Raw genomic sequence first — 20,822 nt, 5'->3', positions numbered from 1 at the left:
CGGCGGGGCCCGCGAATGCGCGCCCGCGGCGCGTCGCCGCGAGCGCCCGGCGGCCGGCCTCCCTGCAGCGGGGACGCCCCGGCGTGCCGCCGCCCACCGAGGCGCGCTCGCCCGAGAATGCTCATGTAGGCAGAGGAGGACGGGCCATGATCCCATCGCTGATCGAGTCGCACCTGCGCGAGAGTCATCGCGGGTACGAGCACCACACCCACCGGACGGCGATGTCCGCGCAGGAGCTCGCCGCCGCCGAGCACGTGAGCGGCCACCGGGTCGCGAAGGCGGTTGTCGTGAGCCTAGACGGCCTCATCGCGTTCGCGGTCGTCGCGGCCACCGACCGCGTCAGCCTCTCGGCGCTCGAGGAGGCGACGGGGCGCCCGGCCGAGCTCGTGGCGGAGTCGGAGTTCACGCCGCGGTTCGAGCCGTGCGAGGCCGGCGCCGAGCCGCCGCTCGCCATGTTCGGCGTGCCGATCTTCGTCGACGAGATGCTCCTGCAGGAGAAGAAGCTCGTGATGCCCGGCGGCACGCACGAGGACGCGATCGTGCTCGACACCGGGGAGTGGATGCGCTGCGAGGGCGTCACCGCCATCGCCGGCCTCGGCGCGACCTCCGCCCGCTCCGACTTCGGCGGTTGAGCGCGCCGGCCGCGGCGAGCTGCTACGGCTTCAAGACGGCGCGCCCGAGGAGGCTGCCGCCCGAGAGCGCGTCCACGCCCTCCTGGAAGCGCTCGAGCGGGAGCACGCGGTCGACCATCGTCCTCACCCGTCCCTGGGCGACGAGCTCGACCGCCTCCTGCAGCTCGGCGAGCGTGTTCCCCACGGAGCCGAGGACACTCTGCTCGCCGACCACGAGCTGGATCGGGTGGATCTCGAAGGTGTCCTCCGAGTAGCCGACGAAGACGAGCCGACCGCGCTTCGCGAGGGAGCGCGCGCTCGCGGCCATCGTCTCGCGCGTCGCGACGAGCTCGAACACCACGTCGGCGCCCCGGCCGCCCGTGATCTCGCGGACGCGGGCGGCGACGTCCTCGGCGCCGGCGCGCACGGTCGCGTCGGCGCCGAGCGCGCGGGCGGCCTCGAGCTTCTGCGGGGTCCGGCCGACGGCGATGACGCGCGCGCCGCGCAGCCGCGCCACCTGGACGAGCCCGAACCCCACCGCCCCGACGCCGTACACGACCACCCAGTCGCCGAGGCCGACGCGCGCGAGGCTGGCCGCGTGGACCGCGGTGGTGACGCCGCAGCCGATCGGCGCCGCGTCCGCGTCGGAGATCCCGCCCGGCAGCGGCACCGCGTTCCGCGCGGGGACGCGCACGTACTCGGCGAAGCCGCCGTCCGTGACGAAGCCGTGCTCCGCCCGCAGCGCGTCGCACAGGTTCTCGTCTCCGCGCAGGCAGTGCAGGCAGCGGCCGCAGCCGGAGTAGTAGTAGACGATGACCCGCTCCCCCACGCGCGCCGGCCCGACACCCTCGCCCACGCGCTCGATCCGGCCGACGATCTCGTGGCCGAGCGTGAGCGGCGCGACCCCGAGGTCGAGCAGGCCGGAGAGGAAGTGGAGCTCGGTGTGGCACACGCCCGCCGCGGTCACCCGCACCAGCACGTCGCCGGGACCGGGGGTGGGAGTGGCGATCTCCTCGAGCTGCAGCGGCTTCTTCGGACCGTGATAGCGGATGGCGCGCATGGTGGCCCCGAACTAACCGAGCGAGCGGGGCCCGGCCATCCTTTGGACCGCCGGTCACTCGCCGCGCATGGGGCAGCCGTGGGCGACCACCTCGATCGCCGCCCCGGGGTGGCGCTCGCGCAGCAGCCGTGCGTAGTCCTCCGCCCGGTCGCGGTTGCGGGTCCCGCAGACCGGCGGCTCGAGCCGCTCGTCCGGCCCGAGGATCGACGAGGTGCAGGCGGGAGCGCCGTCCACGGTGACGTGCCAGACCATCCGCGGAAGATACCCCGGCCGCTCGCGCTGGCGCGCGGCGCCGGGTTCGGGTAGTCGTGTACCGGCATGACCCCTGCGCAGCGCGCGAACGTGAAGCGGACGCTCGAGCGGCTCCGCGCCGAGCTCGTCCGGGCCGGCCCCGCCCGGATCGAGCCGAACCGCAAGGACTCCGCCACGACCGGCGTCGCGGACGAGGACGCGCAGGCGCTCTCGGAGATGCTGCAGGTGCTCGCCTCGCAGCGCAACAAGGGCCAGGCGGAGCTCGTGGCGCGGATCGATCGGGCCCTCGCGAAGCTCGCGAGCGCACCCGAGGACTTCGGGCTGTGCGAGGACTGCGAGGAGGAGATCGCGCCGGGGCGGCTCTCGGTCATGCCCTACGCGACCCGCTGCCCGGCGTGCCAGGCGAAGACCGAGCCGCGGCTCGGCGGGACGCGCCGCAAGCTCACCGACTACCGCTGAGCGCGGCGGGGGCTACCTTGTCGTTCGATGATCGAGCGATTCGTCGAGCACTTCGGCTACGGGGCGATCGTGGCGCTCCTCGTGGGCGCAGGCGTCGGGGTGCCCCTGCCCGAGGAGCTCACCCAGCTCACCGCCGGCTTCCTCGCGCACCAGGGCTACCTCCGGCTCGTCCCGACGATCGTCGCCTGCTGGGTGGGGATCGTGGCGGGGGACTTCCTCTTCTACTCGCTCGCGCGGCGGCACGGCGACGCGGTGATGGAGAGCCGCCCTGTGCGGCGCGTCCTCACGCCGCGGCGCCGCGCCTGGCTCGAGCGGCACTTCGCCCGCCACGCGTTCTGGACGATCGTCGTCGCGCGTCACACCTCCGGGCTCCGCCTGCCGGCGTTCGCGCTGGCGGGGACCCACGGCGTCCGGCGCGTGACCTTCCTCCTCGCGGACGGGCTCTCCGCGCTCGTCTCGGTCCCGCTGGTCGTGACGGTCGGCTACCTCGCCTCCCACCACCTCGCCGAGGCGCATCGCGACCTGAGGCGCGTCGAGCTCGGGATCGTCGCCGCCGTCGCGCTCGCGGCGCTCGTCGCGTACGCGGTGCGCGCCCGCCGCCGCCGGGCCGCGGCGCAGCGCGGCGTGGGCGAAGCCGTCACGGAGCGGTGAAGCCGATCCGCGCGAGGTCCGTCCCGAGCGCGCGCGTGTCCTGCACGCGCACCTCGCCGTCCGTGAACGACAGGACGAAGTCCTCGAGGAACAGGCTTCGCTTCACCGGCGTGCTCGCGTCGGTCCACCAGCCGGAGCACGCGTCGCGGAAGGTCTCGGACGTCTCCGGCGTCGCGTGCGCCACGCCGCCGAGGTACGTGAAGCCCTCGTCGGCGCGGACCCGGTAGACCCGGAGGCCGCTGAAGGTCATGAGCGTGCCGTAGCCGCCGGTCGCGTCGCCGCCCTCGCAGATCACCATCGGGAGCGCGAGCAGCGCCTTCTCCGCGAAGTAGTTGAAGGCGAGGTGGTCCGTCGCCGCCTGCGAGGTGGACCCGCGCGTGCCGATGAGCTCCCGGTACGCGAGCGCCGGCGCGGCGAGGTCGGCGACCTCGAAGAGCTGGAGCTGGATCCCGGTGAACCAGGCGAACCCGTCCTGGTCGGACGCGTCGTAGCCGAGGGTGAGGAGGTGCGCCGGATCCATGAGGTGCAGGTAGGTCGAGAAGCCCGGGACCTTCAGCTCCCCGGCGATCGCGGGCGACGCAGGATCCGCGAGGTCGAGCACGAACAGCGGATCGGTCTTCTTGAAGGTGACGATGAACCCCCGCGCGCCGTCGAAGCGGACGGAGCGGATGTCCTCCGAGGGCGCGATGCCGTCGACCCGCCCGATCTCCTCGAGGGTCCCGCCCGCCTCCCGCAGCACGGTCACGGCGCTGTGCGCGGCGGGATCCGGCGAGTGGCCGGTCGTCGTGGCGATCCGGAGCGCCCCCGCGTACTCGTCCAGCGAGAAGGAGGAGAGCACCCGCCCCTCGACGACGCCGCTCGCCTGGTACTCGGCGCGCGGGCCGGGAGCCTCGGCGAGCCGGAACGCGTGCACCGTCGTCGCCTCGGGCGCCACCTCCGGCTCCGCCCAGAACCAGCTTCCGCCGCCGCGCCAGGCGTGCGGCGACGCGACGTAGAGCGCAGCCGGCCCGGCGTAGACGAACCCGGGCCGGCCGAGCACGGTCGTCACCGACAGCGGGCCCTCGCCGTCCGTCGAGAGCGAGGCGATCGAGACGAACGCGGCCCCCTCCCCCTCCGCCGAGGAGTGGAAGCCGGGGCAGGTCCCGAGGACGTCCGCGTCGACGGCGTCGCCGTCCGCGCGGTGACGGACGTCGCGAACCGAGGGCACGAGGGCGCCGAGGTCCACGCCCTCGATGAGCGCGCGGTTCTCGCGGCGGAGCTGCTCGAAGGCCTCGCGAATCGCCCGGGGGGACGCGCCGTCGCCGCACACGAACGTGCTCGGCCAGTACGCGAGGCCCGGGACCGTCCGCTCCGGCAGCGCGATGACGGCGTGGACCGACGCGCCGATCCTGCGGGCCGCGAGGTAAGAGCCGTTGAACGTCACCTCGCGGAGCACGCGCGGCCGGGCGGGATCCGCGACGTCGAGCACGGTGATCTTCGAGGGGTTCCCATCCCCCGTGGGCACGCAGTCGTAGCCGTAGGTGCAGTCGCCGCCCGCCGACCCGACCGGGCTCGCGCCGACGCCGCCCGGCATCGGGACGCCGCCGCCCGAAGGCGGGACCGGCGTCGCGCCGGGGTCGCCGACGGGCGGCGCCAGCGACGAGAACACGACGACGCGCCCCTCGTGCAGGAGGAGCCGCTTCGGCGTCCCCTCGACCTGCACCGCCGCGATCCGGTGCGCCTCCGCGGCGGGCCAGGCGTCGAGGATCTGGAGGCGACCGGCGCCGATCGCGTAGACGAGCTCCCCGTCGGTCTTCACGAGGTCCGGCTCGTCGACGCCGGCGACCTGGACGTTGGTGTCGGACCAGGTCTTCGCGCCGCCCGCGTCGCCCCCGGGCGCGGGCGTGGCCATGACGGGCGGGACGGCTCCGTACGCCCAGCAGCGTCCCTCGAGCGCGGCCGCGAGGTTCGCGTCCAGGGCCCGGTCCATGTCGGCGACGAGCCGGTCGCGGACGGCGCGGGCGAGATCCTCGCACCCGGCGATCGGGTCGAGGCCGACGCGGGCGATCGCGACCTGCCGCTGATCGGGGCCGGAGTGGCAGCCGGCCAGGGCGCCGAGGCCGGCGAGGACGAGAGCGGCGCAGGTACGCACGGGAGACCTCCATCGGCGAGGCGGGAGCGCACGCCACGCGTGCCGAGGATACGCTCGTCACCGGCGCCCGCCCTCGCCGCGCGGGGGCGGCTCGGGCGGGTCGCGGCGCGACGAACGGCGAAGGCGCTACCCCGCGCGGCGGGACGCGCTCGGGTCGCTCGCGGCCGGGACCGGCAGGGCGGGGACGACGCGCACCGGGAGCTGAACCACGAACCGGGCGCCCTCCGTGTAGCCGCCGTCGAGGAACATGGCCCCGCCGTGGCGCTCGACGATCTGGTAGCTCATGGCGAGCCCCAGCCCGGTGCCCTTTCCGACGCCCTTCGTCGTGAAGAACGGCTCGAAGAGCCGCGCCTGGTGCTCCGGCGCGACGCCCGGTCCGCTGTCCGCGACCGTGACCTCGAGCCGGTCCCCGACCGCGCGCGCCCGGACCGTGACGGTGCCCGCGTCCCCGACGGCGTCGAGCGCGTTCTGGACGAGGTTGTGCCAGACCTGGTTCAGCTGCCCGGGCTGGAAGGTGGTCCGCGGGAGCGGACCCACGTCCACCTCGACGTGGACCCCCTCGGGCAGCCTGCGCGACAGGAGCGCCGCGGTCGCGCGGAGCCCCTCTCCCGGGTCGCCGTGCACCATGCCCGGCGCGTCGCCGCGGATGAACGCCCGCAGGTCGGCGTGGACCTGCCGCACCCGCTCCATCGCCGCACGCATCATCTCGGTCGCGTCCCGCACGTCCTGCGAGGTCGTCTCCACGTCGAGCTCGGCGCAGCGCCGGCGCAGCGCGGGCAGGTCGGCGGCCGACGCGCCCTCGGCGGCGCGGGCGACCTCGAGCAACCCGCCGAGCGAGGCGCGGAGCGGGTCGAGGTTGTTGTGGAGCACGTTCAGCGGGTTGTTGATCTCGTGGGAGAGGCCGGCGAGGAGCCTCCCGAGCGCGGTGAGCTTCTCCGACGCGACGAGGCGCGCCTGCGCGTCGCGGAGCTGCTCGAGCGTGCGCTCGACGTCGGCGTTGCGCATCGCGAGCTCGTGCGACACCACGAACCCCTCGCGCACGAGCCGGCTCCGGACGATCGTCATGATGGTGGCGATCGTGGCGGCGCTGCCCAGGTAGAAGCCCGCGGCGATGAAGTCCGCGAGCTCGCGCGCGTCCGGCCAGACGGCGAACCCCGTCGACATGACGGCGAGCAGGAACCCGAAGAGCGCGAGCGACCACCGGGCCGGCCACGAGAACATCGCGCCGGCTCCCCAGAAGAAGAGCGAGAACCCGAACACGTAGGCCGGGAAGTGCTGGACGTGCGGCAGCATCAGCGCGATCGCCGCGCCGCCGATCGCCAGCGCCAGCACGACCCACGCCCGCAGCCCGCGGGTGGTCCGGGCCCGGCGAACGGCGACCACGGCGACCCAGGCGACCGCCGTCGCCGCGGTCCGCATGACCGTGAAGGGCTGCACCCACTCCGGCTCGAGCAGCGCGTCGAAGACGATCCAGAGCGGGATGAGGACCGCGGAGAGGAGAACGGCGGTCGTGCCCTCCCAGCGCTCGCGCGCGAGGCACGACGCCTCGAAGCCCGCCTCGAGGTCAGGGCTCACGGTGCCCGCGCCCGCCGCGCCGGCGTTCGTCGCGGCGCCGCTCACGGCGCCTCGCGACCGGAGATGCCCGCGCGCCGCGCCCGCGCGATCCGCACCTGCTCGTCGAGGGTCCGCTGGAGATCGTCGCGATCCCACGGCTTCATGACCACGGCGGCGGCGACCCCCGAGCGCGCGGCCTCGGCGAGCTCGGGGTGGTCCGGATAGCCGGTCACCATGACGCGGCCGACCTCCGGGTGGGCCCGCTGCATCCGGACGAGCAGCTCGAGCCCGTTCATGCCGGGCATGGCGTAGTCCACGAGCGCGACGTCGAAGCTCCCCACGGCGAGCTCGCCGAGAGCCTCGTCGCCGGACAGGGCGAGCGTCGCGTCGTACTCGGCCCGGAACACGATCCGGAACGTGCGCAGGTTGGCGTGGTCGTCGTCGACGACCAGGATTCTCGGCTTCGCGGCCTCCGCGGGCGGCACCCGCGCAGGATACCGGAAACCGGGCCGGCGGCCGAAGGGACCGGCGCACCCACGCACGGCGCGCCGGGCGGCTGATCGGGAGCAAGCAGCGGACGGCCGTTCGGGACCGCCTGCCTGGCGCCCGCCGGAGAGGCGGAGGTCCTCGCCGTCAGGCGTGCGGCTCGGGTCGGAAGAACAGCGCCCCGAGAGGCGGGAGCGTGAGCGTGAGCGAGTGGAGCCGCCCGTGGGCGGCCACCGGCGCCGCCTCCTGTCCGCCGAGGTTGCCGAAGCCGCCGCCGCCGTAGCGGGGCGCGTCGCTGTTCAGGACCTCGCGCCAGAAGCCGCCCCGCGGCACGCCGACCCGGTAGTTCTGGCGCGGGACCGGCGTGAAGTTGAGGACGACGAGGAGCTCCGGATCGCCCTCCCGTCCCCTCCGCAGGAAGGACAGCACGCTCGCCTCCGCGTCGTTCGCGTCGATCCACTCGAAGCCGCCCGCATCGAAGTCGCGCGCGTGGAGCGCCGGGTTCTCGCGCATGAGCCGGTTCAGGTCCTCGACCCACGTCCTCACGCCTTCGTGCTGCTCGCGCTCGAGCAGGTGCCAGTCGAGGCTCCGCTCGTGGCTCCACTCCCGCCCCTGCGCGATCTCGCCTCCCATGAAGAGGAGCTTCTTGCCCGACTGCGCCCACTGGTACGCGTACAGCAGGCGCAGGTTCGCGAACTTCTGCCGGTCCTCGCCCGGCATCCTGTCGAGCAGGGATCGCTTCCCGTGGACCACCTCGTCGTGCGACAGCGCGAGGACGAAGTTCTCGGAGAACGCGTACATCATCCGGAACGTCACCTCGTTGTGGTGGAAGCGCCGGAACACGGGATCGTGGCCCAGGTACGCGAGCGTGTCGTGCATCCAGCCCATGTCCCACTTCATCCCGAAGCCGAGGCCGCCGACGTAGAGCGGGCGCGAGACCATCGGCCACGAGGTCGACTCCTCGGCGATGGTCTGGACGTCGGGGTACTCTCCGTAGACCACCTCGTTGAACCGGCGGAGGAACGCGATCGCCTCGAGGTTCTCGCGGCCGCCGTACTCGTTCGGGATCCACTCGCCCGCCTTGCGCGAGTAGTCGAGGTAGAGCATCGACGCGACCGCGTCCACGCGCAGGCCGTCCACGTGGTAGGCGTCGAGCCAGAACATCGCCGAGGAGAGGAGGAAGCTCCGCACCTCGTTCCGTCCGTAGTTGAAGATGAAGCTGTCCCAGTCCGGGTGGTGGCCCTGCCGGCGATCGGCGTGCTCGAACAGGTGCGTGCCGTCGAAGTACGCGAGCCCGTGCGCGTCGGTCGGGAAGTGCGACGGGACCCAGTCCAGGATGACGCCGAGGCCGCGCTGGTGCAGGGTGTCCACGAGGAACATGAAGTCCTGCGGCGTGCCGTAGCGGCTCGTCGGCGCGAAGTAGCCCGTCGTCTGGTAGCCCCACGATCCGTAGAACGGGTGCTCGGTGACGGGGAGCAGCTCGACGTGCGTGAAGCCCATCCTCGCGGCGTGATCGGCGAGGAGCGGCGCGATCTCGCGGTACGTGAGCGACCGGTTCCCCTCCTCGGGGACGCGCCGCCAGGACCCGAGGTGCACCTCGTAGATGCTCATCGGGCTCGCGAGCCCGTTCCGCTCGCGGCGCGAGCGCATCCAGGCGTCGTCGCCCCAGTCGTACGCGAGGTCCCACACGAGGGACTGCGTCCCCGGCGCCGTCTCGTGCATGAAGCCGAACGGATCGGCCTTGTCGACCTCGTAGCCGCGCTCGCGCGAGCGCAGGTGGTACTTGTAGACGGCGCCCTTCTTCACGCCCGGCAGGAAGCCCTGCCACAGCCCGGTGTCGTCGAGGCGCCGGAGCGGGTGGCGCGCCTTGTCCCAGCCGTTGAAGTCGCCGATGACCGAGACGCGCTCGGCGTTCGGCGCCCAGACCGCGAACGACGCGCCGTCGAGGCCCTCGAACGTGCCGAGGTGCGCGCCGAGCGTCCGGTAGGCGCGGTGGTTCGTCCCCTCGTTCCAGAGGTGCCGATCGAGCTCCCCCGGCCCACCGAGCGCGAGCACCTCGCCCGGTGCGTCCTCGCGCGGGCGCCCCGCCCCGCGCGCGGCGGCGCGCGGCGCCTCCCTCGTCCCCTTCTTCGGCAAGCTCTCCTCCCCTTCTCCGGCGGGGTCCGGCGTCGCCGCGAGCAGATCGGCGATCCCCCGCAGCGGCAGCTCCACCCACTCCGGCCGGTTGTTCAGCTCGTACGCGAGCTCGTAGAGCGCCTTCTCCGTGAGGTGCAGCTCGAGCAGCGCGCGCACCTCCGCCTCGCTCCCGGGGAGGATGCGTCCGCCCTGCGCGACGTCGAGGTAGGCGCGAAGGAACGCCGCCGCGACCCAGGGATACCACACGCGCGCCCATCCCTCGGACCGCGCGGCGTCCTCGGGTGGGGCGCCCGGGGGCGCCAGGCGCTGCGCGCCTCCCTGGCAGGACGCGTAGTGCAGGGAGCGGATCATCCCGGCCACGTCCCGCAGCGGCGATCCCTTCGCGCGCCGGGCCGCGAGCGGGCACGCGGGCTCGCCCTCGAAGTCGATCACGACGAAGTCACGCCCGGTCCACAGCACCTGGCCGAGGTGGTAGTCGCCGTGCGTCCGCGTGCGCAGCGCCGTGAGCGGACGCTCGAGGACCCAGCGCAGGCGGCGCTCGAGCTCCCCCTCGCGCGCGAGGATCGCGTCTGCGCGTGCGCGCACGCCGGCGGCGAGCGTCTCGCGCCGCGCGCGGAGGAGCGCGAGCGCGCCGCGGACCTGGCGCGCCGCCTGGTCGTGCAGCGCGCGCCGATCCTCCGGAGAGAACGGCTCCGGCCGGAACGCCGCGTCGGAGCCCCGCGAGAGCGCGAGGTGCAGCTCCGCGGTGCGCCGGCCGAGCAGGGCGGCGGAGTCGAGCGAGGGCCCGGCGAGCGCGCGGACCTCCGGTGGCGGGGCCCGCCCGGCGAGGTCGACGAGGGACGCGGCGGGCGCCGCGGGCGGCTCCGAGCCGGCGGCGCGCTCGAGGAACGCGGCGAGCTCGCCGAGCGTGAACGCCCACGCGTCGCCCCGGTTCGGGACGAACGCCTGCAGGAGCGCCAGCGTGCGGGGCTCGCCGCTCCGAGGCCGGTACTCCATCGCGCCGAGCACCGACGGAACGTTCCGGAACGCGGCCCGGTCGGTGAGGTACTCGCCGACCTCCAGCTCCGGGTTCGTCCCCGCCTCCGCGCGGCGGAAGAGCTTCAGGATGAGCCGCTCGCCGAACCGGACGGAGGTGTTGCTCTGCTCGCCGAGGAGCGGGGCCGGGGCGAGCGCCTCGGTACCGGCCGCCTCGCGCGCGAACGCCTGCGTGGGCCAGGCGACGAGCTCGCCGGCGCGCGCCGGGAACGTCCGGCCGTGCGCGATCGCGTCGAGGAGCGCGCGCGAGAACGCCGGGTCGCGGTCGGTCGCGTAGAGGAGGCCCGCCTCCCCGCCGGCGCGGAGCCTCGCGACCTCCGCCCCGGGGAAGGCCGCGCGGACGCGCTCCGCGGCGTCGTCGGGCGCGAACGCGAGCGGGAGCGAGTACACCTCGGGCGCGCCCTCGGCGTACGAGACGGCGAGGAGCACGAGGCGCGGCGCGTTCCGGTCGGAGCCGATCGGGGCGGCGTCCACGATGGCGACCTGCTGGATGCCGCGGGCCTTCCCGCCGAACCAGCGCCGGCCCATGAGGTAGCGCGGCAGCGCCGCCTCGAGGCTCGCCCGTGCCGGGCCCGGCTCCAGGATCCCGTCCCACGGGCCCTCCGTCGTGATCGTCGCGAGCGACGCGTCCATCTGCCCCCTCGGCCCGTTCACATGAAGTAGTCGAAGTCGCGCTCGGTCCGGACGCGGCGGCGGATGCGGAAGATCTGGGCCGGCGCGCTCCCCGGATCGAGCTCCACGTAGTTCCGGGCGCCGTGCCAGAGGTACCGGCCGCCGCCGAGCAGGTCGTGGACCTGATACGGCTCGTCGCCGGGCAACCCGAGCAGCTCGAGCGGGAGCTCCAGCCAGCCGGAGTGGACGTGGTGCGGGTCGAGGTTCACGACCACGAGCACGAGATCGGAGAGGTCCTCGGTCGCCTTGGAGTAGGCGATGAGCTGCTCGTTGTCGATCCGGTGAAACGCGAGGCGCTCGTTCGACTGGAGGGCGGGGTGCTCCCGGCGGATGCGGTTCACGCGCGCGATGAAGTCGCGCAGGCTGTCCTCGCGGTCGAGCTGCCAGCCCCGGAGCTGGTACTTCTCCGAGTCGAGGTACTCCTCGCTCCCCGGGCGCGCGGCCCGCCCCTCCATGTGCTCGAAGGCGGCGCCGTAGATGCCGTAGCTCGCGGCGAGGGTCGCGGCGAGGACGAGCCGGGCCTGGAACATCGGCCGGCCGCCGTACTGGAGCGGCTCGGGGAGGATGTCCGGCGTGTTGGGCCAGAAGCTCGGGCGGAAGAAGTCCTTCACCGGGCTGCGCGTGAGCTCGGTGAGGTAGTGGGTGAGCTCCCCCTTCGTGTTGCGCCAGCTGAAGTAGGTGTACGACTGCGTGAAGCCGAGCTTCGCGAGGTGGTACATCACCTTGGGCCGCGTGAACGCCTCGGCGAGGAAGACGAGCTCGGGCCGCGTTCGCCGTGACTCGGCGATGAGCCACTCCCAGAACCGGAACGGCTTCGTGTGCGGGTTGTCGACGCGGAAGATCCGCACGCCCTCGTCGGCCCAGTGGAGGACGACGTCGAGGAGCGCCGACCAGAGCGCGCGCCAGTCCGGGTTCTCGAACTCGAGCGGGTAGACGTCCTGGTACTTCTTCGGCGGGTTCTCCGCGTACTGGATGGTGCCGTCCGGACGGCGCCGGAACCACTGCGGATGCTCCTCCACCCAGGGGTGGTCCGGCGAGCACTGGAACGCGACGTCGAGCGCGATCTCCATCCCGAGCTCGCCCGCCCGCGCCACGAGGCGCCTGAAGTCCTCCGGCGTCCCGAGCTCCGGGTGGATCGCGGTGTGCCCACCCTCGGGCCCGCCGATCGCCCACGGGCTGCCGACGTCCTCCGGCGACGCCTGGGTGCTGTTGTTCCTGCCCTTGCGGAAGGCGCGCCCGATCGGATGGATCGGCGGGAGGTAGAGGACGTCGAAGCCCATCGACGCGACGTAGGGCAGCCGATCGACGACGTCCTTCAAGGTCCCGTGGCGGCCGGGCTCGGGAGCGGCGGAGCGCGGGAAGAGCTCGTACCAGGCGCTGAAGCGGCCCCGCTCGCGGTCCACGGAGACGGAGAGCTCGCGCGGGTGGCGTGCCGCGCGGCTGCGATCCGGGTGGCGGGCGACGAGGAGCCGGAGCTCCGGCTCGAGCGCCCGACGCGCGCGCTCCTCGAGCGGCGCGTCGCCGCGCAGCGCCGCCGCCCACCCCTCCAGCCGCGCCGCGTCGTCGCCCTCCCCCCGCGCCGCCGCCTGCTCGACGAGCTCCGCGCCGACGAGCAGGTCCACCGGCTCGACCGCACTCGCCGCCACCTTCCGCGCGAAGCCGTGCTCCCAGCTCCCGAAGGCGTCCACCCAGGCCTCGATCGTGTAGCGGTGTGGCTCGAGCGCGCCGATGACGAAGGCCGCGCGCCAGCGATCGTTCCCCACCGGCGCCATCGCGACCTCGGTCCAGGAGGGCTCGCCCTCGCGCCGGTGGCACAGCACGGCGGTGAGCACGTCGTGCCCCTCCGTGAACACGTCCGCCTCGACGACGACCTGCTCCCCCACCGTCCGCTTGACCGGGAAGCGGCCTCCGTCGATCTCGGGCGTGACGTTCTCGATGACGACTCGTGGCGGGCGCTCGGCCGGCGGCTGGGCCGGCTCCGGGCGTGCGCGCTTGGCCATGTCCACCTCTCGGGCGCGGGGCTCGAGAGCAATGTGTGGGTGGCACGTCGCGCCGTGCACGACGCGCAGGCGTCCGGAGCGAGCGGGCGGGCGGCCGTGCGCGGTGGCGCAGGGGACCCGGCGAGCAGGGGTGGGCCCCCGCCGACGGCGGCCAGCCGTGGGGCGGGGCGGGGGCGCAGCCTCTCAGGATTCATCACATAACGCGGCCGACCGCCCGAAGGGCCGTACGCCGATGGACCGGCGTATGGATGCGCACATCGGACTCGGGCATCGACAGGGTGGGACCGCGCTGTCCGGGCACGGTTCCGAGCGGCCCAGCCGGAGTGGCGGGTGCGGGCGAGCGGCTCCACCGCGAGTGTCTTGCCTTGGGCGCTCGCGCCCACGCGTGGAGGCGAGCCCGTAAGCGGCGCATGAGCCCTGCGCTGCTTCACTGAAAGTAACAGCTATCGCCAGAGGTAGCGCCGGTCGTCGTACGGGCTTCCTGACGATGTGAACAATCCGTCCCAGTTGCGGTGCGTGAAGAATCGCCCTTGACTGCTCCCCGCCGGAGCTCCGATCCGGGGTTCGAGGCGGCGCGACAGGGCCGCTCACGCGCACGCAGCTGGGCTGGGCGCGCGCGTTCGACCGCGGCAGGGGGTTGCCGAGGGCACACCGAGAAAAGCCGCGCTCGCGCGAGCCTGGAGCGCCTCCGGAGCTCCCGAAAACGCGTGTTACGAAGGGTGCATCTGGAGGTGCACTCCATGTCCGCGCCCGTTCCCGCTTCCCTCGACTCGAACGTCCTCGCCGTTCGCCTGTGCGAGCTTGCCGGAGAGGAACGAAACGTCCAGGCCGACTTCCTTCTCCACCTCGAAGAGTTCGACCGACGGCGCGCCTTCGTCGAGGCCGGGCACGCCTCGCTCTGGGCCTATTGCCTGAAGGTCCTCCACCTCCGAGAGGGGGCCGCCGGCCGCCGCATCCAGGCCATGCGCGTGCTGCGCCGGTTCCCGAGGCTCGAGGCGCCGCTGCGCGATGCGCGCGTCTGCCTCTCCACCGTGGCGCTCCTCGGTCCGGTGCTCACCGAGGAGAACGTGGACGACCTCCTCGCCCGCGCCGCGTACCGGACCCGCGCCGAGGTGGAGCACCTCATCGCCTCCATCCAGGCGCGCGCCGCGCCGCGCGCGGGGATCCGCAAGCTCCCGGAGCGCGAGCCCGCGAGCGCGGCGCTGCCGCTCACGGCGCCGGAAGCTGGCGGGGAGCGCGCCGAGCCGTCGGATGGAGCACCCGCAGCGCCCATGCCCCACGCGAGCCCGACAGACGCAGCGTCCCCGGCAACCCGCGTCCGGAGCGAGAGGCCGGGGCGCCGGTCAGAGGCCGTGGCGATCACCGAGAACCACTGGTCGCTCCGCGTCACCCTCGACCGCGCCTGCAAGGAGGACCTCGAGACACTCCGGTGTCTTCTCTCGCACAAGATCCCGGACGGTGACCTGGCGGCGGTGCTCCACGAGGCGATCCGCTGTGCCATCGACAAGCACGGCAAGCGCAAGGGCGCGGTGGCGCCGGAGCGGAAGACGCAGCGCCCGGCGCCGACGGCGGCGGCGTCCCCGGAGGCGACGTCCACGATCCCAGCGATAGTGCGCCGCGCGGTGTGGAAGCGCGACGGCGGGCGCTGCGCCTGGGTCGGTCCGGACGGGTGCGGATGCAACAGCCGCTGGAAGCTCGAGCTCGACCACATCCGCCCCGTGGCGCTCGGCGGACGCTCGACCATCGACAATCTACGGCTCGCCTGCCGAGCTCATAACCTGCTTCACGCCGAGAGGGCCTTCGGACGCGAGCACATGGAGCGCTTCCGCCGCGACCCGGGCGACGGACCGACGCCGCAGGAGCGCGCTGGGGGAGCGCCCCCGCATGTAGCTGGGAATTTGGGCGCCGTGAGACTTGCGGGCCGGCACGACTACGCCCCGCCCCGCGCGCGGACGGCACCTCGCGGCCACGGCGGCGCAGAAGCGACGGCCCTTCAGCCGCCGTAGGGCGAGCGTCGCGGCGCCCGCCACCGCCAAGCTTCCGAACCCGTGACCCAGGTCCCCACGGTCACGCTCGTCGTGTCGTGCCGCCCTCCAAGGGCGCGTTCCCGGGCCGCGCGTGCTCACCCCCGTCGATGCCCCAACCGCCTCGCGCGCTGAACCGCTCGTCGAATGGCAACCGCGTCCACGGACGGCAGCCCCAGGATGTGATGAATGATGAGGGCGCAGCCCCCGTCAGAACATCGGGCGCGCGGCGGCGTCGAGCCCGGCGAGGAGCTCGCGGTGAGCCGCGGCGAACCCGGGCCCCCGCGCGCGGAGCGCCCGCGCGAGCGCGCCGGGCAGATCGAGCGCGCGGTTGGCGCGAACGCGTGCGGCGTGCTCGTGCCGGACGTCGTGCGGGATGCGGAGCGACCAGTTCGCGTCCGACACCGTCCCCGGCACGTTGTACGGCGCGCGCGAGCCGAGGAGGTCCGTGAAGTAGACCATCACGTTCCGCGCAGGCCCGACGAACAGCTCCGCGAAGCGCGCCTGCGCGAGCGCGGCCGGGTCCCCGGCGACCGCGCGCGCCCACGCCGTGCGATCCTCGCCCTCCGCGAGGAGGCGCGACGCGAGATGCTCCGCGTGCCGCCCGGAGGCGCCGGTCTCGACCCAGCGCTCCGCCACCGACCAGAGGGGCGGCGTGTCGTGGTTCCCGACCATGATCCAGTCCTCGGGCCGGGCGTTCTCGCCGCGGTAGACGTCGCGCGGGTCGTCGAGGTTCGCCTTCTGCGTCACGCGAAACCGGCCGAGGCCGTGCCGCGCGATGACCCGCGCGAGCGGGTACGGCTGGGTGCTCAGGATCTCGCAGGCGACGTCGCGCGGGTCGGGCACCGCGTCCATGATCACGTCGAGGAGCGTCGCGTACCGCTCGACCTGCGCCTCGTCGAGCGAGCTCACCCGGTCGTCCGCGTGGCGCGGGACGCCGCGGTTCACCTGGTCGGCGCGCGCGATCGCGAGCGCGGAGAGCTCCGGCAGGTCCGGCGAGCAGAAGAGTCGCGCGCCCGCCCGGACCGCCGCCTCGGGGTCGTCCCCATCCGCGCGGTAGACCCAGGGCGCGACGAGGCCGTGCGGGTGATCGACGCGGAGCCCGTCGTGCTCCCCGAGCACCTTCCGGACCCGCGCGCGCAGGAACCGGACCGCCGGCCCGTCCGCGGGCGCACCCGACGCGTCCGCCTCGAAATAGCCGCGCGGGTCGAGGACCGCGAAGCCCCAGGGCTGCCCCTCCGGATCGGTCCGGCTCGGCGGCGCGCCCATGCGCCATCCGTCGAGCACGAGCCGCTGCGCCGCCCAGACGTCGCGCTCCGACATCCCGACCTGGAGGTCCGCGTACAGCGCGAGCCCGAGAGAGCGCGCGTGGGCTCGGAACGCGGCGTGCTGCTCGTGCGCGAGGAGCTGCACGAGGGAGTGGTCCTCGATCTCGGCGCGGTGGCGCGCGAGCAGGGCCTCTCGGCGCCTCGCCGCGGCCGCCTCGGCGCCGGGCCGGGGCGCGAAGAGCTCGCGGTCCTCACCGCTCGGCCACGATCGCCAGGTCGCGCCGCCGTACCGCCGCTCCAGCACCTCGTACAGCGCGTCGGGCACCAGCCAGCCGGCGTGCGCCGCCCGGAACGACTCGAGCCGGGCCGCGAGCTCCGCGACCGGTCCGCCCGAGCCCGCGGCGCGCTGCGCTCGGAACCGGGCAGTCACCTCGCCGAGGGCGCGCTTCGAGGCCGCGAAGGCGTAGCCGTAGACCACGCGCTCGCCGCGCGGGCGCCCGGCGACGAGCTCGGCGAGCGTCTCCGCCCGGAGGAGGGACGCAAGCTCCGGACGCGTGAGCGGCGCGAGCGCGACGGAGAGGGGGCTCCGCGAGAAGAGCGTGCCGTCGTACGGCGAGGGGTTCGCTGCGGAGGTGGCGCCCGACGGCCCGAGCTGAAGACCGTCGAAGCCGAGGGCGGAGGCGAGCTCGAGGAGCTCCCCCGCGCCGTCGGCGGAGGGCGAGCCGCGGCCGACGTCCTCGCCGGGGAGCGTCGGGAAGGCAGCGTCGTGGACGCCGAGCAGGAAGCGGCGGATGCCGAGGGCTTCGAGCGCCTCACGGACGAGCCGCCGGGCGGGTGGAGACAAGGCGCCGCCAGGCTAGCACGGACCTCGATCGCGGCCCTTGCACGGCGCCTGGGCGGGAGGGCCGCCGGGCGGGACCTCTACGCCCGGGGGGGCGTGGAGGTCGAGGTCGAGGTCGAGGTCGAGGTCGGGGTCGGGGTCGAGGTCGGGGTCGGGGTCGAGGTCGAGGTCGAGGTCGAGGTCGAGGTCGAGGTCGGGGTCGGGGTCGGGGTCGGGGTCGAGGTCGAGGTCGAGGTCGAGGTCCGCGGCGAGGTCGGGGGCGGGGTCGCTCTGGCCGACATCGCCGTGGGCGAGGTCACCGTGGCGCGCCGCCTGGGGCGGCACCTCACGTCCTCGGCGGGCCACGATGGACGGGGACAAGGTACGGGGGGCGGTGCCGTCCGCAGACGCCGCCGGCAACGCGGGGCTGCGAGCGTTGGCTGCACATGGGCGAGGGCGCTGCGGCCGACCGCGTTGCATTGCGATCCGTGGGTCGGGGCGGTGCCTACCGCGTCCAGTGGCCCGCCTGCGGGCGCGAGGTCCCGCCACATGGGGCGGCGCGCTGCGGGCGGGGAGGGATTGGGGCTCTGCGGCGAGCGACGAGGTCGAGGTCGAGGTCGGGTCGAGGTCGGGCTCGGGCTCGGGCTCGGGACCGCTCGCCCTTCAGGCTCAGGGCGAGCCGACTCTACCGGCCGCTCACTGTCGAACCACGAGCGGGATCGGGTCGAGGTCGAGGCTTCCCCCGCTCCTCCCCGCCCCTCAGCTCGCGTGTGGACCGCGCGGCGCCGGCTTCGACGTGCCCTCCGGGTTCACGGGGATCCCGCTCATCACGTGCTCGGCGAGCGCGGTGATGGTGAGCGACGGGTTCACGCCGAGGTTCGCGGGGACGAGGCTTCCGTCCGCGACGTACAGGTCCTCGTAGCCGAAGATCCGGCCCGCCCGATCGCACACCCCCTCCGCGGGCGTGGCGCCCATCGTCGCGCCCCCGAGGATGTGCGCCGTGCTGGAGGCGCCGAGGAACACCTCGTGGAGGCCGCTCTGCGCCACGCCGCCCATCTTTCGCGCCATCCGCTCGGCGAGGGCGTTCGCGAGGGGCATGTACGTCGGCGGCCGCGCCTGCCCGTCCGCGAGCTCGCTCGAGAGCGCCCGCCCCCACGGCCGGCGTCCGAGCCGCAGCCGCATGTGGCTCGCGAGCGGCTGCATCACGAGCAGGACCGCGGTGCGCCGCGCCCAGCCGAACGGCCAGTGCGCGCGCAGGAAGTCGAGCGGGTGGCGAATGGCGTTCCCGAGCCACCGCAGCCAGCGCGGCCACGGCGGCCCTGCGCCGGTGAGGTGCGTCGACAGGAGCGCCATCGCGTCGTGGCCCTCGCCGTACCGGACGATCTCGACGTGGGTGTCCTGGTCCGCGTCGATCCCCGAGGTGATGGCGATCCCGCGGCTGTAGTCGACGTCGTCCCGCCGCGCCGTCACCGCGAGGAGCGCCTCGCTGTTCGTCCGCACGTAGTCGCCGAGCGGATCGCCGAGGCGCGGGAGGCTGCCGCGCTCCTTGCAGCGCAGGAGCAGGTTCACCGTGCCGAGCGCTCCGGCCGCGAACACCACCCCGCGCGCGTGGAGCGACCGCGTCCGCCGCGAGAGCGGGCGCGTGGAGCGGGCGGTGCGGACCTCGTAGCCTCCGCCCGGCCTCGGCCGGACGTCCAGGACCTTCGTCTCGGGGTGGATGACGCAGCCGCGCCGCTCGGCGAGGAAGAGGTAGTTCCGGTCGAGCGTGTTCTTCGCGCCGTGCTTGCAGCCCGTCATGCAGCCGCCGCACAGGATGCAGCCGGTGCGCGCCGGCCCCTCCCCGCCAAAGAACGGATCCGGATCCGTCCGGCCCGCCTCGCCGAAGTACACGCCCACGGTGTGGCGCGTGAACGTGCTCCCGCGCCCCGTCTCCTCCTCCACCGCCTGCCGCAGGAGCTCGTCGGCGGGGAACGTCTCCGGCGCGGGCGTCGCGCCGAGCATGAAGCGCGCGGTGGCGTAGTGCGGCGCCAGCTTCTCGGCCCAGGCCTCTCCCGCGGGCCAGCGCGGGTCCTCGAACGCGCGCGCCGGCGGTACGAGCAGCGTGTTCGCGTAGACGAGGCTGCCGCCGCCGACGCCCGCGCCGTGCAGCACGAGCACGTGCTTCAGGACCGAGATCTGCTGGATCCCGTAGCAGAGCAGCCTCGGCATCCAGAGGGACTTGCGGACGTTCCAGTTCGTCGCCGCGAAGTCGTCCGGCCCCCAGCGCTTCCCCATCTCGAGCACCGCGACGCGGTAGCCCTTCTCGCTGAGCCGCAGCGCGGAGACCGCGCCGCCGAAGCCGGAGCCGATGACGATGTAGTCGTAGTCGTAGTCGAGCGCGTCGGGCACGGGCCTCAGTCTGCCAGAGCGGGCGGGCCGCGCGCGAGCGGAGCCCCGCCCGCCCGGGCACCGTGCGCCCCTCGCCTCCCGAGCCGAGGCTCGCGCGATCACTCGCCCGTCCGCCAGGGACGCGGCGCCCTCCCCGTATCCGCGCGCCCTACTCCCGCGACCGGATCGGCGGAATCCGCGCAGGCAGCCTCGCGATCGTGCTCCGCGTCACCTCCGCCGTCCACGGTGAGTCGACGGACGCGAAGGCCGGATTGAAGAGGCGCAGGTCGAGCGCGAGGTTCGTGACGAGCAGCGAGTCGCCGCTGAAGCGCAGGCTCGCGGGGAAGAGCAAGCCCACCGGCGCGCCCTTCTCCCCGATCCCATCGAAGTCGCCGAGCTTGGCGATCGCGCGCCCGCCCGGATCGACGACGACGATCTCGTCCGCCTGGTTCGCCACGACCCACAGGTTGCCGTCGCGGTCGACGAGGAGCCCGTCCGCGCCGTTGATGCCCGTGACGAACACCTCGGGCGTCCCCGCCGCCCCTCCCGTGACCGGGACCTTCACCACCATGTCGCCGCCCGTGTTCGCGACGTACAGCGCCGCCTCGTCGCGATCGAAGCGGAGCCCGTTCGCGCCGAACGGAGGGACGCCCGTCGTCCGGAGCAGCGGATCGTCCACCCAGACGGAGGCGACTCCGCCGTCGGGCCCCGTCCTCCAGACGACGCCCTGGAACGAGTCGGAGACGTAGACGTTCCCGGCGCGATCGAACGTCACGTCGTTGAGGCCCGCGCCCCCGAGCTCCGGATGCGGCAGGGTCTGGGGGAGCGTCAGGAAGGGCGTCGAGGCGCCGGTCTCGGGATCGACCGCGAGCACCCGCGCGCCGCCGAAGTCCACGACGAGGAGCGCGCGGGTCGCGGGGTGGAAGGCGAGGGCGAGGAGGTGGGCGCTCGATCCGGCGACGGGGACCCGCCGCATGAGCTTGCCCGACGAGGTGAACACGTCGAGCTGGCCCGGGCCCTCCACGGGCCCCCCGTTCGTGAAGCCGAACTCCGTCGCGTACACGTTGCCCGCCGCGTCGACCTCGAGCCCCTCCGGCGCGGTCGCTCCCTCCGGCAGCGTCGCGAAGGTCCTCGCCTGGCGCCGGGTCCACGCGCCGGCAGGAGAAGGCAGCGCCGTCAGCGCTGCGAGCATCAGGACGGCGACGACGTGGGTTCGCGACATGGCTCTCCCCCCCTGGAATCCGGGAGCCATATGCAGGGCATCGGCGTGGACGGCGCGGTCCTCGTGGGTCCCCA

General features: G+C 74.2%; 15 protein-coding genes. 4 read left to right on the top strand and 11 right to left on the bottom strand.

Annotated features, from left to right (window positions below):
* The first annotated feature begins 146 nt into the window (after nt 1-146).
* Complete coding sequence (locus tag MNY62_RS06405) at nt 147-632, top strand: aminoacyl-tRNA deacylase (RefSeq protein WP_242343282.1); 486 nt, start codon at nt 147-149, stop codon at nt 630-632.
* A 22-nt stretch (nt 633-654) separates the two neighbouring features.
* Here the strand turns inward: MNY62_RS06405 and MNY62_RS06400 are convergent, their stop codons facing one another.
* Nucleotides 655-1,671 (bottom strand): zinc-binding dehydrogenase, encoded by a 1,017-nt coding sequence (locus tag MNY62_RS06400; RefSeq protein ID WP_242343281.1) that lies wholly within the window; start codon nt 1,669-1,671, stop codon nt 655-657.
* A 54-nt stretch (nt 1,672-1,725) separates the two neighbouring features.
* Nucleotides 1,726-1,923, bottom strand: coding sequence for a hypothetical protein (locus MNY62_RS06395; RefSeq protein WP_242343280.1), 198 nt, complete (start codon nt 1,921-1,923; stop codon nt 1,726-1,728).
* A 66-nt stretch (nt 1,924-1,989) separates the two neighbouring features.
* Here MNY62_RS06395 and MNY62_RS06390 point away from each other — a divergent pair, with 66 nt between their 5' ends.
* On the top strand, nt 1,990-2,382 hold the full coding sequence (locus MNY62_RS06390; protein WP_242343279.1) for a TraR/DksA family transcriptional regulator: 393 nt from the start codon (nt 1,990-1,992) through the stop codon (nt 2,380-2,382).
* Nucleotides 2,383-2,409: 27 nt separating this feature from the next.
* Nucleotides 2,410-3,033 carry a DedA family protein gene (locus MNY62_RS06385; protein ID WP_242343278.1) on the top strand — a complete coding sequence of 208 codons (624 nt, stop codon included), beginning with the start codon at nt 2,410-2,412 and terminating at the stop codon, nt 3,031-3,033.
* Here MNY62_RS06385 and MNY62_RS06380 read toward each other — a convergent pair.
* The 5 genes from MNY62_RS06380 to MNY62_RS06360 form a co-directional block, all read right to left on the bottom strand.
* Nucleotides 3,020-5,164: a beta-propeller domain-containing protein gene (locus MNY62_RS06380; protein ID WP_242343277.1), complete on the bottom strand. Its 2,145-nt coding sequence runs from the start codon at nt 5,162-5,164 to the stop codon at nt 3,020-3,022. The two genes, MNY62_RS06385 and MNY62_RS06380, sit on opposite strands and share 14 nt — an antisense overlap.
* Nucleotides 5,165-5,290: 126 nt before the next feature.
* The gene (locus MNY62_RS06375; RefSeq protein ID WP_242343276.1) at nt 5,291-6,784 is read right to left on the bottom strand and encodes a sensor histidine kinase; all 1,494 of its coding nucleotides are present in this window, start codon (nt 6,782-6,784) and stop codon (nt 5,291-5,293) included.
* Nucleotides 6,781-7,203 (bottom strand): response regulator, encoded by a 423-nt coding sequence (locus MNY62_RS06370; protein ID WP_242343275.1) that lies wholly within the window; start codon nt 7,201-7,203, stop codon nt 6,781-6,783. The genes MNY62_RS06375 and MNY62_RS06370 overlap by 4 nt, the downstream gene beginning before the upstream one ends.
* 148 nt (nt 7,204-7,351) lie before the next feature.
* Nucleotides 7,352-11,008: a 1,4-alpha-glucan branching protein GlgB gene (gene glgB / locus MNY62_RS06365; RefSeq protein WP_242343274.1), complete on the bottom strand. Its 3,657-nt coding sequence runs from the start codon at nt 11,006-11,008 to the stop codon at nt 7,352-7,354.
* Between the two features lie 17 nt (nt 11,009-11,025).
* Nucleotides 11,026-13,047, bottom strand: a complete 2,022-nt coding sequence (locus tag MNY62_RS06360; protein ID WP_242343273.1) for an alpha-1,4-glucan--maltose-1-phosphate maltosyltransferase — start codon at nt 13,045-13,047, stop codon at nt 11,026-11,028.
* Between the two features lie 740 nt (nt 13,048-13,787).
* On the opposite strand from MNY62_RS06360, the gene MNY62_RS06355 reads away from it, so the two are divergent.
* Entirely contained in the window at nt 13,788-15,053 is a 1,266-nt protein-coding gene (locus MNY62_RS06355) for an HNH endonuclease (protein ID WP_242343272.1), read from the top strand.
* A gap of 228 nt (nt 15,054-15,281) precedes the next feature.
* On the opposite strand, the gene MNY62_RS06350 is transcribed toward MNY62_RS06355, so the two are convergent.
* The 4 genes from MNY62_RS06350 to MNY62_RS06335 form a co-directional block, all read right to left on the bottom strand.
* Nucleotides 15,282-17,183: a 4-alpha-glucanotransferase gene (locus MNY62_RS06350; RefSeq protein ID WP_242343271.1), complete on the bottom strand. Its 1,902-nt coding sequence runs from the start codon at nt 17,181-17,183 to the stop codon at nt 15,282-15,284.
* A gap of 12 nt (nt 17,184-17,195) precedes the next feature.
* A complete protein-coding gene (locus MNY62_RS06345; RefSeq protein ID WP_242343270.1) occupies nt 17,196-17,504 on the bottom strand; it encodes a hypothetical protein in 309 nt (102 codons plus the stop codon).
* Nucleotides 17,505-17,918: 414 nt separating this feature from the next.
* On the bottom strand, nt 17,919-19,547 hold the full coding sequence (locus tag MNY62_RS06340; protein WP_242343269.1) for a GMC oxidoreductase: 1,629 nt from the start codon (nt 19,545-19,547) through the stop codon (nt 17,919-17,921).
* Between the two features lie 148 nt (nt 19,548-19,695).
* A complete protein-coding gene (locus tag MNY62_RS06335) occupies nt 19,696-20,748 on the bottom strand; it encodes an SMP-30/gluconolactonase/LRE family protein (protein ID WP_242343268.1) in 1,053 nt (350 codons plus the stop codon).
* Nucleotides 20,749-20,822: the final 74 nt, after the last annotated feature.

It is taken from the genome of Anaeromyxobacter terrae (assembly GCF_022690685.1).
In the GTDB taxonomy this organism is placed as follows: domain Bacteria; phylum Myxococcota; class Myxococcia; order Myxococcales; family Anaeromyxobacteraceae; genus Anaeromyxobacter; species Anaeromyxobacter terrae.
Note: the sequence above shows the minus strand (reverse complement) of the source record. Positions and strands in the feature narration are given on the sequence as shown.

Bases quoted from the DNA above. Each gene is read 5' to 3' on its own strand.
- MNY62_RS06385 (WP_242343278.1), top strand. From the start codon at position 2,410: ATGATCGAGCGATTCGTCGAGCACTTCGGCTACGGGGCGATCGTGGCG.
- MNY62_RS06400 (WP_242343281.1), bottom strand. From the start codon at position 1,671: ATGCGCGCCATCCGCTATCACGGTCCGAAGAAGCCGCTGCAGCTCGAG.
- MNY62_RS06390 (WP_242343279.1), top strand. From the start codon at position 1,990: ATGACCCCTGCGCAGCGCGCGAACGTGAAGCGGACGCTCGAGCGGCTC.
- glgB (WP_242343274.1), bottom strand. From the start codon at position 11,008: ATGGACGCGTCGCTCGCGACGATCACGACGGAGGGCCCGTGGGACGGG.
- MNY62_RS06355 (WP_242343272.1), top strand. From the start codon at position 13,788: ATGTCCGCGCCCGTTCCCGCTTCCCTCGACTCGAACGTCCTCGCCGTT.
- MNY62_RS06335 (WP_242343268.1), bottom strand. From the start codon at position 20,748: ATGTCGCGAACCCACGTCGTCGCCGTCCTGATGCTCGCAGCGCTGACG.
- MNY62_RS06360 (WP_242343273.1), bottom strand. From the start codon at position 13,047: ATGGCCAAGCGCGCACGCCCGGAGCCGGCCCAGCCGCCGGCCGAGCGC.
- MNY62_RS06395 (WP_242343280.1), bottom strand. From the start codon at position 1,923: ATGGTCTGGCACGTCACCGTGGACGGCGCTCCCGCCTGCACCTCGTCG.
- MNY62_RS06405 (WP_242343282.1), top strand. From the start codon at position 147: ATGATCCCATCGCTGATCGAGTCGCACCTGCGCGAGAGTCATCGCGGG.